Source organism: Pseudomonas sp. Ost2 (assembly GCF_018326065.1).
GTDB classification, from domain to species: domain Bacteria; phylum Pseudomonadota; class Gammaproteobacteria; order Pseudomonadales; family Pseudomonadaceae; genus Aquipseudomonas; species Aquipseudomonas gingeri.
Genome location: NZ_AP021904.1, coordinates 6,846,508 through 6,859,073, shown reverse-complemented (window position 1 = coordinate 6,859,073; position 12,566 = coordinate 6,846,508). Strand labels below are relative to the sequence as shown.

General features: G+C 62.0%; 11 protein-coding genes. 5 read left to right on the top strand and 6 right to left on the bottom strand.

Annotated features, from left to right (window positions below; translation table 11 throughout):
- The first annotated feature begins 220 nt into the window (after positions 1-220).
- A complete protein-coding gene (locus KI243_RS30435) occupies positions 221-472 on the top strand; it encodes a hypothetical protein (RefSeq protein WP_042936382.1) in 252 nt (83 codons plus the stop codon).
- A 158-nt stretch (positions 473-630) separates the two neighbouring features.
- Here the strand turns inward: KI243_RS30435 and KI243_RS30430 are convergent, their stop codons facing one another.
- Positions 631-1,302: a polysaccharide lyase family 7 protein gene (locus KI243_RS30430; RefSeq protein WP_017128313.1), complete on the bottom strand. Its 672-nt coding sequence runs from the start codon at positions 1,300-1,302 to the stop codon at positions 631-633.
- 251 nt (positions 1,303-1,553) lie between these two features.
- Positions 1,554-2,228, bottom strand: a complete 675-nt coding sequence (locus KI243_RS30425; protein WP_017128314.1) for a polysaccharide lyase family 7 protein — start codon at positions 2,226-2,228, stop codon at positions 1,554-1,556.
- 245 nt (positions 2,229-2,473) lie between these two features.
- On the opposite strand from KI243_RS30425, the gene KI243_RS30420 reads away from it, so the two are divergent.
- From KI243_RS30420 to KI243_RS30410, 3 genes are read left to right on the top strand one after another with little or no spacing between them, the layout of a single operon-like run.
- Positions 2,474-4,597 (top strand): EAL domain-containing protein, encoded by a 2,124-nt coding sequence (locus KI243_RS30420; protein ID WP_212810230.1) that lies wholly within the window; start codon positions 2,474-2,476, stop codon positions 4,595-4,597.
- A 45-nt stretch (positions 4,598-4,642) separates the two neighbouring features.
- Positions 4,643-5,155 carry a M48 family metallopeptidase gene (locus KI243_RS30415; RefSeq protein WP_017128316.1) on the top strand — a complete coding sequence of 171 codons (513 nt, stop codon included), beginning with the start codon at positions 4,643-4,645 and terminating at the stop codon, positions 5,153-5,155.
- Positions 5,156-5,176: 21 nt separating this feature from the next.
- Entirely contained in the window at positions 5,177-5,473 is a 297-nt protein-coding gene (locus KI243_RS30410; protein WP_017128317.1) for a winged helix-turn-helix domain-containing protein, read from the top strand.
- Positions 5,474-5,479: 6 nt separating this feature from the next.
- Here KI243_RS30410 and KI243_RS30405 read toward each other — a convergent pair whose 3' ends face one another.
- Positions 5,480-5,932 (bottom strand): GNAT family N-acetyltransferase, encoded by a 453-nt coding sequence (locus KI243_RS30405; RefSeq protein ID WP_177107828.1) that lies wholly within the window; start codon positions 5,930-5,932, stop codon positions 5,480-5,482.
- Positions 5,933-6,228: 296 nt separating this feature from the next.
- Between KI243_RS30405 and KI243_RS30400 the strand changes: the two genes are divergently transcribed.
- Positions 6,229-6,966 (top strand): transporter substrate-binding domain-containing protein, encoded by a 738-nt coding sequence (locus KI243_RS30400; protein ID WP_177084756.1) that lies wholly within the window; start codon positions 6,229-6,231, stop codon positions 6,964-6,966.
- 120 nt (positions 6,967-7,086) lie between these two features.
- On the opposite strand, the gene yccS is transcribed toward KI243_RS30400, so the two are convergent.
- From yccS to dbpA, 3 genes are all read right to left on the bottom strand, one after another.
- Complete coding sequence (yccS, locus tag KI243_RS30395; RefSeq protein WP_017128320.1) at positions 7,087-9,279, bottom strand: YccS family putative transporter; 2,193 nt, start codon at positions 9,277-9,279, stop codon at positions 7,087-7,089.
- A gap of 501 nt (positions 9,280-9,780) precedes the next feature.
- Positions 9,781-10,959: an NAD(P)/FAD-dependent oxidoreductase gene (locus KI243_RS30390; protein WP_042936364.1), complete on the bottom strand. Its 1,179-nt coding sequence runs from the start codon at positions 10,957-10,959 to the stop codon at positions 9,781-9,783.
- 248 nt (positions 10,960-11,207) lie between these two features.
- Entirely contained in the window at positions 11,208-12,545 is a 1,338-nt protein-coding gene (gene dbpA / locus KI243_RS30385) for an ATP-dependent RNA helicase DbpA (protein ID WP_244861922.1), read from the bottom strand.
- Positions 12,546-12,566: the final 21 nt, after the last annotated feature.

The window sequence follows — 12,566 nt, the reverse complement described above, 5'->3', positions numbered from 1 at the left end:
GATTGCGCAAGTCGGTCTACTGTCAGAAATGACAGGTTTGTAGATCGTTTTATAATAGGGAATAGAGCTTTAATGCATAAAATAATTTTTTATGAATCTGTAGAATTATGTAAGCTGGCAGGTAGTGATAAATAATATAAAGAACTGTCAATTATGACAGTGGTATAACGATGGCGAAATGTTCCACGATGAAGCCTCATTCATAGTGGAGCCCTGTGCCATGAGCGAAGAGGACGAAAGCGATCCGAATTATTTGAGATACTTCAAGTTTCGCCAGAAGATCAACGTGACAAGGCGTGTCGCCGGCGATCAGCCCGCTTGTGAACGAGGCGAGCTGTGCAGTATCGATTGGAGCACACGGATGCTTGTCTACTGCGCCGAAAGCGGGTTGTACCGAACGTTGAAGTTTGATGAGATCGAGCAGATCGACCCTATTGCAAAATACCGAAAATCCTCGTTGTTCTATCCATGAACGGATAACGGTTATTTCAAAATTCTCCGATAGTTTGATAAAGACTAATGGACGGTCATTTCTGATAGTAGTCAGTGGGCGTTTATCCCGGCACTTTGCCGTTTCCCGCCCCGATTTGAAGTTCGGGGCCGTTGGCGGCGGGGCCGGAGAACAGGCCCTCAACCTTTCTCGTGATCGATATCCAGCTTGTAGAACGTCACCATCCCGCCTTCACTGGTGTACCCGGTGTTGTCCTGCACATAGACCCCGGCCTTGAAATACAGCGGCTTGTCGCGCCAGGTGGTGCTGATCTGGGTGTTCCAGGCGGCGTCGGCGGCGCGCACGCTCAGGTAGCCGCCGCGGCTCAGGTGGATCACGTAGGTGAAGCTCTTGTCCAGCGGGACGTCGTCGGCAATCTGGATGACCCGGCTCTCTTCGTCGTCCGGATGGTTGCGGATCTTCACCACGATGATTCCGGTCTTGCGCCAGTCCTTGTACTGGTATTCGACCTTGAGCATGGGTTGGGTGCTGTTGTACGCGTGGATCTGGCCGATGACGATCTTGCCCGACGACGGTACCTGGTTCACCGCCAGGGTCGCGCGCAGGTAATTGTTGGCTTCACTGTAGAGCCAGTTGCGCAGGCGTCCGTCGGGGTAGGTCTCGCGCAGCTCGCTGCGGGGGTAGATGGCATTCTCGGTCTTGGAGCCGGTCACGGGCGACCAGAAGAATAAGGTGCCGGTGTCTGAATGAAAGTACTGGTCCTTGAAACCCTCTACCAGTTTGGGGGTGTCGATGGTCGCCGGAGGGGTGCCGACAGGCACGCTGAGGTTCCAGGTCGTCAGGTCGATCATGGGGGAGTCTCCCGTGTAAAACGTACGACGCACGGGCATAGGCATGTCGTCTGGTAAAAATCAGACAAACTGCTTTAGCCTGGGGCTTTGGGCGCTCTTTATACGGGTTGAACGATAGTTTGTTAACGTCAAACCGGCGAACGGTTGACGTCAAAGTGCCGACGAAATGCACAAGGCCCCGCCAGGCTTCGGCTTGCGCCGATAGCCGTTGGTCGGGTTGGCAAGGTGCTATTACCGCTGGGCGAGGGGAATCAGGCCGGTGTGTGCTTGATCGCCAGCTCGTAGAAGGTCGCACGACCGCCTTCATTGGCGCCGCCATGGTTGTCCTGCACATAAACCCCGGCCTTGAAGTACAGCTGCTTGTTGGCCCAGGCCGGATTGAGAGGGGTTTCCCAGTGTCCGTCGGCGGCGCTGAGGCTCAGCGTGCCGTTGGGCGTGAGATGGATGTTGTAGGAAAAGTGCTGGTCGAGTTGGACATTGCGGGCGATGACCACCAGGGCTCCGTTCTTCGCCTGCGGATCGTCGGCGCGGACCTGGGCGACGATCGAACCGGTATGGCTGGCGGCCTTGTAGCGGTATTCGAGCTTGAGCAGCGGTTTGCTGTCGTGGTCGACGTGGATCTGGCCGATCACGATACTGCCGCTGGAAGGCACCTGGTTCACCGCCAGGTTGGCGTGCAGGCTGTTGTCGGCGTCGCGATAGGCCCAGTTGCGCAGTCGTCCGTCGGCGCTGGTCTCGCGGAGTTCGGTGCGCGGGTAGTGGGTGTTGGGCGTCAATGTACCGGTGACCGGGGCCCAGAAAAACAGGCTGCCGCTGTCGGCGTGGAAATACTCATCGCTGAAGCCCCGGGCCAGGGCCTGGGTACCGATACGGGTGGCGGGCGTGCCCTCGGGGATGGTCAGTTCCCAGGTCGACAGGTCGATCATGCTCACGGTCTTGGCTCGTTTGGTTTGAGAGCCTCTGTTATAAGCCTCGGCGACGCCGGGCAACTGTCGGCCGGCTGAATGCCGCGATCAGTTTCATCGACCGTTAGTCGGGATATCGGCGCTCGCCAAGGATGATGGCGTAATGGTCACTACTCTTTGCGCAAACCCGGACTAGAGTTGTCCTTGTCCATAGTCCGGTTTTCCGTATGACCACCGGTGGAGTTCCCCGAACATAGAGAAGCAGCATGGATTGCGCGCAACTTAAGGCTGGTGAAAGCAGTTCTGTCCTTTTGGTGGTCGATGACTATCCTGAAAACCTGATCAGCATGCGAGCATTACTGGAACGGCAGGACTGGCAGGTGGTTACTGCGGCGTCCGGTATCGAAGCGCTGACGCTGCTGCTGGAACACGAGATCGACCTGGTATTGCTGGATGTGCAGATGCCTGGCATGGACGGCTTCGAAGTCGCCCGTCTGATGCGTGGTAGCCAGCGTACGCGCCTGACCCCGATCATTTTCCTCACCGCCAACGAGCAGTCCCAGGATGCCGTCATCAAGGGTTATGCCAGCGGCGCGGTGGATTATCTGTTCAAGCCCTTCAACCCGGATATCCTCAAGCCCAAGGTCCAGGCGTTGCTGGAGCAACAGCGCAACCGCCGGTCCCTGCAGCAACTGACCCGCGACCTGGAAGCGGCCCGGGCCTTCAATGCCTCGGTGCTGGAGAATGCCGCGGAAGGCATTCTGGTGGTCAATGACGATGGCAGCATCCGTTTTGCCAACCCGGCGATTTCCCGTCTGCTCAACGCTCCGCTGGAACTGTTGATCGGCATGCCTTTCCTGAACTTCCTGCAGTACCCACACTTTCCCGATTGGCCGGGCTGCCCGTTGCACGAGGGTTATCGCAAGGGGGAGATCTATCGCCTGCATGACGCCCAACTGCGCACCACTGCCGGCGAATCATTGCCGGTGGCCATGTCCTGCGCGCCTTTGCCGTCTGACCAGCGGGCGATGGTGGTCACCGTGCTCGACATGTCGGTGGTGCACCATCTGCATCAGCAACTGGAGTTCCAGGCGGTGACCGACCCGCTGACCGGCCTGCTCAACCGCCGGGGCTTTTACCAGACCGCGGAAAACACCCTGTTGCGCAGCGATCACAGCCACAAGTCGCTGGTGTTGATGTATCTCGACCTCGACGGCTTCAAGCGGGTCAACGACTCCCTTGGGCACGAGGCCGGCGACCGGGTGCTGCGCTGGGTCTCGGAGCAGTTGAAGGCCTGTCTCAAGCCCTTCGATATCCTGGCGCGCATGGGCGGCGACGAATTCACCACCTTGCTCGATCTGGAGCGCCCGGAGCAGGCGGCGAAACTCGCGGAAAGACTGATCGAGCGGGTGTCGATCCGCCAGCAGATCGATGGCCTGGACATGACCCTGGGGGTCAGCATCGGAATCGCCACCTACCCCGATTGCGGTGCCAACCTCGATGGCCTGTTGCGGGCCGCGGACATTGCGATGTACGAGGCCAAGCGCGCCGGGCGCCAGCAATATCGCTACTACGACCATGAAATGAACGGGCGGGCCCGCTCGCGGCTGATGCTCGAGGAAAGCGTCCGTTCGGCCATCGAGAGCAAGGAATTCAAGATGGTCTATCAGCCCCAGGTGTCCCTCGCGGACGGTCGTCTGCGCGGCTTCGAGGCCTTGTTGCGCTGGCACCATCCCAGTGTCGGTGACGTGCCGCCGGGGCTGTTCCTGCCGCTGCTGGAAGAAGTCCGCCTGATCAGCCGCCTGGGCAGCTGGATCTATCGCCAGGCGGCGACCCAGCGCCATGCCTGGAATGGTGTGTTCGCCGATGAACTGGTGCTCAGTGTCAGCCTGAGTTCCACCCAGTTCTGCATGCCGAACCTGGTCGACGAGTTGCAGGAGGTGATCGAACGTCACGACCTGCGCCCCAGCCAGTTGGAGGTCGAGGTCACCGAGGCGGCGCTGATGCACGATTTCGAGGCCTCGTGCAAACAGCTGCGGCGCGTTCGCGCACTGGGCATGCGGGTCGCCCTGGATGACTTCGGCTCCGGTCATTGTTCGCTGAACCACCTGCGCGACCTTGAGTTGGACACCCTCAAGCTCGACCGTCACCTGATCGCCAAGATTCTCGATTCGCCGCGGGACGCGGCGCTGGCGCGCAGCGTGATCGAGCTCTGCCAGCAGTTCGGCCTGCTGGTGATCGCCGAAGGGGTGGAGACCCTGGAGCAGTCGCAGTGGCTCAAGGCCAATGGCTGTCCCTTTATCCAGGGCTTCCTGGTGGCCCGTCCGCTGACCGCCAGGGATGCCACCGGCTTCGGCCCGACATTCGACTGGAGCGCACTGACGGGTTGAATTCGCTACACTGGTGACCTTCTTCGATGTACGTAACGGCCTTCCATGACTGCGCTGAAATACCTTCAGGCCTATCCCACGTCCTTGCAGGACCAGGTGCGCCAGATGATTGCCGGGGACCAGCTGGGCACCTACCTGAACCAGCGCTATCCCGGGCGACATGGCGTGCAGAGCGACAAGGCGCTGTACGGCTATGCCCTGGCCCTGAAGCAGGAGCACCTGCGCAATGCCCCGGCCATCGACAAGGTACTGTTCGATAATCGCCTGGACCTGACCCATCGCGCCCTTGGCCTGCATACCGCGATCTCGCGGGTGCAGGGCGGCAAGCTCAAGGCCAAGAAGGAGATTCGCATCGCCTCGCTGTTCAAGGAGGCGGCACCGGAGTTTCTCCGGATGATCGTGGTGCACGAACTGGCACACCTCAAGGAAAGCGATCACAACAAGGCGTTCTACCAGCTGTGCGAATACATGCAGCCGGGGTATCACCAGTTGGAATTCGACCTGCGGGTCTATCTGACCTGGCGGGACATGCAGGGCAAGGCCGCCGTGGCCGATTAAGCGAGCGACAAGGAATTTCGGATGGACGTCAGCAAGACCAAGAGCAGTTTCTATCGCCGCCTGTATGTGGCCTGGCTGATCGACAGCGGGGTGGCCAGCAGCGTCCCGGCGCTGACCGAGGCGACCGGCATGCCGCGACGCACCGCCCAGGACACCATCGTGGCCCTGGCCGACCTGGATATCCTCTGCGAGTTCGAGCAGGAGGAAGGCGCCCGCAACCATGCCGGGCACTACCGGATCCATGGCTGGGGGGCGATCGACAAGACCTGGATCGAGCGCAACCTGGCATCGATCAGGCAGGTGCTGGGCTATCCCTGATCGGTTTCAGGCCTTGCGCATGCCGATGTGCGGGATGTCATCCTCCAGATACGCCTCGCCCACGGCCTCGAAGCCGTAGCGTCCGTAGTAGCCCTGCAGATGCGCCTGGGCCGAGAGGTAGATCGGCTGTTCCGGCCACAGCTTTTCGGCGTGCCTGAGTGCCTGCGCCATCAACTCGTGGCCCAGCCCGAGGCCGCGCGCCTCCGGTGCAATCACTACCCGCCCGATCACCACGTCACCGCCCTGCGATACCGGGTCGAGCAGGCGCAGGTAGGCGGCCAGCCGGTCGTCGCGCCAACCCATCAGATGACAGGTGTCGCCTTCCAGGTCGCGGCCGTCGACTTCCTGGTAGGGGCATTTCTGCTCGACCACGAAGACCTCGGTACGCAGTTGCAGGATGGTGTAGAGCTGCTCCTTGCCCAGGTCGCTGTGATGTTTGCAGATCCAGTCGATTGTCATGTGCCTCATCCTGATTCAGATATCCGCTACCGATACTAAGCGGGTTGCCTCGCCGAGCCAACCGCGACTCCCGGCTTTGCGTGGATCGCCAGTCGGGTAATTTTTTGTGAACGAAGGCTAGTTGCCATCATTCATTTTGCTCGGCCTCGTCATCTTTGTGTAATCTGCTTTGCAGGGCGTTTGCCACGGCGCCAATGAGCTAATGTTAGGAGCTGGGAGATGGCCACTTGCTTTCGCCCGGCCCCTGGGCTTCGGTTCACTCTGCAGGGCAGACCCGCCCGCTAAGGATCTTTGGCATGTCGCGATTGCATCGAGCTTTTGCTTTGCTTGGATTGCTGCTGCTGGCACAGAGCGCTACCGCAGAAAAATTGCGCTTGGTAGCCGACGCCTGGCCGCCGTTCACCGATGCGACCCTGGTCAATGGCGGCCTGGCGACCGATATCGTCAGCACGGCCCTGGCCCGTGCCGGTTATGCCAGCGACTTCGAGCAGGTGCCCTGGGCGCGCGCCCTGAAAGGGGTCGGCGAAGGGCGCTATGACGTGCTGATCAATGCCTGGTACACCAAGGACAGGACCTTGCTGGGGCAGTTCTCCGACGAGTACCTGCTCAACCGCGTGCGTTTTCTCAAGCGCAAGGATTCACCGATCACCTACGACACCTTGCCGCAGCTGCATGACTTTCCGATTGCCGTGGTGCGCGACTACGCCTATTCCGCCGACTTCGAGGCGGACGCCCAGTTGCAGAAGGTCCCGGTGCACAACTTCGCCATGGCCGTGCGCATGCTGGCGGCGGACCGGGTGAAGCTGACCCTGGAAGACGAGTATGTGGCGCGTTACTACCTGAAAAGCGAAACGCCGCGGGTGCGCAATGCGGTGGAGTTCCTGCCCAAGCCGTTGAGCGAGAACAGCCTGCATATCCTGGTCAGCCTGAAGAACCCGGAGCATGAACGGATCGTCGCCGGTTTCGACCGCGAGATCGCCGCGATGAAGGCGGACGGCAGTTACGAGCGCCTGCTCAAGCTGCATGGGATGTAACCACCTTCGCGAAACCTTGCAGGAGCCGGCTTGCCAGCGAAGCTTTTGGCGGTCTTGAGGGCCTCATCGCTGCGATGCGGCGTCCCGACAAGCCAGCTCCTGCAGGGGAGCGGGGCGTTTTCAAGATTCGGTGTTTTCTTCCGGGCCCTTGATCAGGTGCGCCGCCAGCGTGCGCAACGGCCCCAACTGGCGACAGATCAATGCCAGTTGCGTCTGCACCAGGCGCTGTATCTCGTCGGTCTCGTCCGGCATCTGCTCCAGTTCGTTCGCCAGGGCTTCCTCGGTATCGCTCTGGATCTCGATGGGCGTCTTGTTCGCCAGCCCGATGGCAATCTGCTCGATGCTGGCGGCGAGGGTCGCCCCGGCACCGTTGATCAGATGCTCGCGGACTTCAGTCGGCAGCTGGTTTTCCCGATGCGCCCCCAGCCCCGAGAGGTAGCTGAGCAAGGTGTGCGAGAGCACCAGGAAACGGAAACCCACGTCGGCTTCCTTACGGAAATGCCCCGGCTCCATCAACATGTTCGCCAGGGTGGTCGACAGCGCTGCGTCGGCGTTGTGTGCGTTGCGCCGGGCCAGGCGGTAGGCCAGGTCGTCGCTCTTGCCGTGGGCGTACTGCTGCATGATCTGGCGCAGGTACAGGCTGTTGCAGCTCAGGGTGTTGGCCAGCACCTTGTTCAGGCGCCGCCCCTGCCAGTCCGGCAGGAACAGGAAGACCGCCAGGCCGGCGATCAGGGCGCCGAGCAGGGTATCCATCAGGCGTGGCAGGAACAGGCCGTAGCCGTCACCCACCTGGTTGAAGCAGAACAGCACCGTCAGGGTCATGGCGGCGGTCGCCAGGGTGTAGCGGGTGGTGCGGTTGATAAAGAAGGTCACCCCCGCGACGATGGTGAACATGGCCTGGATCAACGGGCTCGGGAACAGGTCGAACAGCGCCCAGGCGGCGGTCAGGCCGATGGCCGTGCCGATGATCCGCTGGCCCAGCTTGCGCCGTGTGGCGCCGTAGTTCGGCTGGCAGACGAACAGCGTGGTGAGGATGATCCAGTAGCCCTGGGACGGATGCACCAGGTGCACCATGCCATAGCCGACGCTCAAGGCCAGCGGCAGGCGCAGGGCGTGGCGGAACAGCAGCGAGGTCGGGGTCAGCTGGGTACGCAGGCGTGTCAGCACATCCTTGAAGTTGCGCGGCGAGCGGTCCAGCAGGCTGCTGTCGGTGGCGTCGGCCAGGCTGTCGGGGTTGCTGGCGTCGCTGAGCAGACGGTCCAGGGTGCTGAGGTTGGCGGCCAGGGCCCGCAGCGAACGCAACAGGCCGCGCCAGGCCGGATTGCTCTGGATGCGCAGGTGTTCCATCGAGGCGTGCAGGTCGCCCAGGGCCTCGGCGAAGCTGGCGTCATAGACGAACGGCTGGCGCAGCTGGATCGACTCCGCGAGTGCCCGGCAGGCCTTGCCCTGCTGGCGCAACAGGCGCTGGCAGCGGAACAGCACATCGCTGTGGAAAAAGGCCTCGGCCAGGGCGTTGTATGGATAGTGCGAAGAACTGGCGCGTTCGTGGATATCCTGGGCGAGGAAATACAGCTTCAGGTAGCGGCTGACCTTCGACCCCGGTCGACCGTTGCCGACCCGGTGCAGGATGATTTCCTTGGCGGTGTTCAGCGCCGCGACCACCTTGCCGTTCTGCCGGGCCAGTTCCAGGCGCCGGGCCTCGACGTCCATCTGCCGGATCGGTTCGAACAGCGACGACTTGAGCTTGAGGTAGAGGCCCAGCTCACGGAACAGCTTCGCCAGGCTCTGCTGCACCGGCTGGTTGGAAAACAGCGCTTGCCACAGCACCGAGAGCACGCCGTACCAGCCGGCCCCGGCCACCAGCAGCAGGGGCTCGTGCCAGAGATCGCTGACTTCGCCGCCGCGCTGGTCCACGCCGATCATGGTGTAGACCGAAAGAATCAGGGTTGCCGAGGCAATCGCCCCGTAGCGTTCGCCCAGGGCTCCGAGCATGGTCAAGCCGAAGGCCGCCAGGGCCATGGCGACGACGAACACCACCGGGTAGGGGAACAGCAGTTCGACCGAGAAGGCCGCGACGCTGAAACACACCAGCGTCACTGCCAGCGCATTGAGACGGCCCTGCCAACTGTCGTCGGTCTCGGCCAGGGCGCTGGCGATGACCCCGAGGAACAGCGGGATCAGCAACTTCATTTCGTTCTGGAACCAGCACAGGGTCATGATGCCGGTCAGGGCGATGAACACCCGAACGCTATAGCTGAATTTGTCCAGCGCCCAGAGACGGCGCAGGGACTGGTTGAACGAGGTCGATGCCATGAAGGTGAGAGAGCCTGCCAGCGGTTGATCTGAATGATGGGTAGACGGACGGCATTGTGATGACGCCACATCGGTCTACAGCAAAATTTGTTCCGTGATCGTTGATGCGCCCGCAATCAATGTTGCGGAAGTCCATTGTGCCTTGTGTTCGCCTGTGCGGACGTCATCGCCAGCAAGCCGGCTCCCACAATAGTCCGTGTTGTGCACACAACCTGCAATCGACACTGAACCTGTGGGAGCCGGCTTGCCAGCCCCCACAATGTCCGTGTTGTGCACACAGCCTGCAATCGACGCCGAACCTGTGGGAGCCGGCTTGCTAGCCCCCACAATAGTCCGCGCTGTGTACACAACCTGCAATCGGCACAGAATCTGTGGGAGCCGACTTGCCAGCCCCCACAATAGTCCGCGCTGTGCACACAGCCTGCAATCGACACCGAACCTGTGGGAGCCGGCTTGCTGGCGATGAACGATAACGCGGTGTATCCGAAACGCGCGCAAAGGTCAGGCGAATTGCGCCGCCGCGTACCCTGAAGCCCAGGCCCACTGGAAGTTGAAGCCGCCGAGATGGCCGCTGACGTCCAGCACTTCGCCGATAAAGTACAGGCCGGGGCTTTTCAGCGACTCCATGGTCTTCGACGAGACTTCGCGGGTATCGACGCCACCGAGGGTGACTTCGGCGGTGCGATAGCCTTCGGTGCCGGCGGGGACCACCTGCCAGTCGCCGAGCTTGCCCGCGACCTCGGCCAGTTCCGCCGGGGTGTACTGTTTCATGGGCTTGGAGACGAACCAGTGCTCGGCCAGCAGGTTGGCCATCTTCTTGGTGAACAGTTCGCCGAGCAGGGTTTTCAGCTCGCTGTTGGGCCGTTCGGCCTGCTGCTGTTGCAGCCAGTCCAGCGCGTCGTGATCGGGCAGCAGGTTGATGTGCACGGTGTCGCCGGATTGCCAGAACGAGGAAATCTGCAGGATCGCCGGACCACTGAGGCCGCGGTGGGTGAACAGGATATTTTCCCGGAAGCCCTGGTCGTTGCAGCTCACCAGGCAATCCACCGAGGTCCCGGACAACTCGCCGCACAATTCCTTGAGTTGATCGGTAATGGTGAACGGTACCAGGCCGGCGCGGGTCGGTAACACCTGGTGGCCGAACTGCCTGGCCACCTGGTAGCCGAACCCGGTGGCGCCGAGGGTCGGGATCGACAGGCCGCCGGTGGCGATCACCAGGGACTGGCAGGTGACCTGGCCGAGGGTGGTTTGCAGCAGGTAGCCGCTTTCGAGTTTCTCGATGTGCTGGATTGCGGTGTCCAGGTGCAGGCTGACGCCGGCCTGGTCGCATTCGTCCAGGAGCATGCCGAGGATGTCGCTGGACTTGTTGTCGCAGAACAGCTGGCCGAGTTTTTTCTCGTGATAGGGCACGCCGTGCCTGGCCACCATCGCGATGAAATCCCACTGGGTGTAGCGGGCCAGGGCCGACTTGCAGAAGTGCGGGTTCTGCGAGAGGAAATTGCCGGGTTCGCTGTACATGTTGGTGAAGTTGCAGCGACCGCCACCGGACATCAGGATTTTCTTCCCGGCCTTGTTGGCATGGTCGATCAGCATCACCTGGCGTCCGCGGGCGGCGGCGGTAAAGGCGCACATCAGGCCGGCGGCACCGGCGCCGATGATCACAACTTCAGTAGCGGGCACAACGATGTCCTCATTTGTTTTTCAGCCGGGCGCGGTTTTTTGTAGGAGCCGGCTTGCTGGCGATTCCGGCGACGCGGTGTTGCAGGTACACCGCGTTATCGTTCATCGCCAGCAAGCCGGCTCCTACAGGACTCTGGCGTTTGCGCGACCATTGTGGGGACCGAGCTGGCCCTTGATATTACGATCGTTCCCACGCTCTGCGTGGGAATGTATCCCGTGACGCTCTGCGTCACATCCAGCATGGGAAATCAGAGAATCCGCACGCGCAGCGAGCGGCCCTTGATCTTGCCGTCGTTCAGACGCTGCAGCGCCTGCTTGGCGACACCGCGTTCCACCGCCACATAGGCCTGGAAGTCGAAAATCGCGATCTTGCCGACCTGGGCGCCAGGAATCCCGGCGTCGCCGGTCAGGGCGCCGAGGATATCCCCCGGACGGACCTTGTCCTTGCGGCCGGCGGCAATGCACAGGGTGCTCATGGCCGGCAGCAGCGGACCGCCGCCCTGGGATTTGAGGTTGTCGAGCTGGTCCCAGTTCAACGGCGACTTCTGCACTTCTTCGATGGCCCGCGCGCGCAGGCTCTCGGAAGGCGCTACCAGGCTGATGGCCAGGCCGGTCTCGCCAGCCCGGCCGGTGCGGCCGACGCGGTGGATATGCATTTCCGAGTCGCGCGCCAGCTCGACGTTGATCACCATGTCCAGGGCATCGATATCCAGGCCGCGCGCCGCGACATCGGTCGCCACCAGCACCGAGATGCTGCGGTTGGCGAACATCGCCAGGACCTGGTCACGGTCGCGCTGTTCCAGGTCGCCGTGCAGGGCGACGGCGGACATGCCCTTGGCGGCCAGGGCGTCGACGGTTTCCTGGACCTGCTGCTTGGTGAAGCAGAACGCGACGCAGGACGTCGGACGGAAATGGTTGAGTACCTTGACCACCGCCTCCATGCGCTCTTCCGGGGAAATCTCGTAGAAGCGCTGCTCGATCTGGCTGTCGGCGTGCATCGCCTCGGCCTTGACCTGCTGTGGGTTGCGCATGAACTTGGACGCCAGTTGCTTGATGCTCACCGGGTAGGTGGCGGAAAACAGCAGGGTCTGTCGGCGCTCGGGGAGCTGGGCGATGATTTCCTCGATGGCGTCGTAGAAACCCATGTCGAGCATGCGGTCGGCTTCGTCGAGCACCAGGGTGTTGAGGCCGTGCAGGACCAGCGAACCCTTGCGCAGGTGTTGCTGGATGCGCCCCGGAGTGCCGACGATGATGTGCGTGCCGTGTTCCAGGGAGGCGATCTGCGGGCCCAGGGCCACGCCGCCGCAGAGGGTCAGCACCTTGATATTGTCTTCGGCGCGGGCCAGGCGGCGGATTTCCTTGGCAACCTGGTCGGCGAGCTCGCGGGTCGGACAGATCACCAGCGCCTGGCAACCGTAGAAGCGCGGGTTGATCGGGTTCAGCAGGCCGATGCCGAAGGCGGCGGTCTTGCCGCTGCCGGTCTTGGCCTGGGCGATCAGGTCCATGCCCTTGAGAATCACCGGCAAGCTCTGCGCCTGGATCGGCGTCATCTGGGCATAACCGAGGGAGTCGAGGTTAGCCAGCATGGCGGCGGACAGGGGCAAGGA

Coding starts and splice junctions, on each gene's coding strand:
- KI243_RS30435 (WP_042936382.1), top strand. CDS start 221: ATGAGCGAAGAGGACGAAAGCGATCCGAATTATTTGAGATACTTCAAG.
- KI243_RS30430 (WP_017128313.1), bottom strand. CDS start 1,302: ATGATCGACCTGACGACCTGGAACCTCAGCGTGCCTGTCGGCACCCCT.
- KI243_RS30425 (WP_017128314.1), bottom strand. CDS start 2,228: ATGATCGACCTGTCGACCTGGGAACTGACCATCCCCGAGGGCACGCCC.
- KI243_RS30420 (WP_212810230.1), top strand. CDS start 2,474: ATGGATTGCGCGCAACTTAAGGCTGGTGAAAGCAGTTCTGTCCTTTTG.
- KI243_RS30415 (WP_017128316.1), top strand. CDS start 4,643: ATGACTGCGCTGAAATACCTTCAGGCCTATCCCACGTCCTTGCAGGAC.
- KI243_RS30410 (WP_017128317.1), top strand. CDS start 5,177: ATGGACGTCAGCAAGACCAAGAGCAGTTTCTATCGCCGCCTGTATGTG.
- KI243_RS30405 (WP_177107828.1), bottom strand. CDS start 5,932: ATGACAATCGACTGGATCTGCAAACATCACAGCGACCTGGGCAAGGAG.
- KI243_RS30400 (WP_177084756.1), top strand. CDS start 6,229: ATGTCGCGATTGCATCGAGCTTTTGCTTTGCTTGGATTGCTGCTGCTG.
- yccS (WP_017128320.1), bottom strand. CDS start 9,279: ATGGCATCGACCTCGTTCAACCAGTCCCTGCGCCGTCTCTGGGCGCTG.
- dbpA (WP_244861922.1), bottom strand. CDS start 12,545: ATGCTGGCTAACCTCGACTCCCTCGGTTATGCCCAGATGACGCCGATC.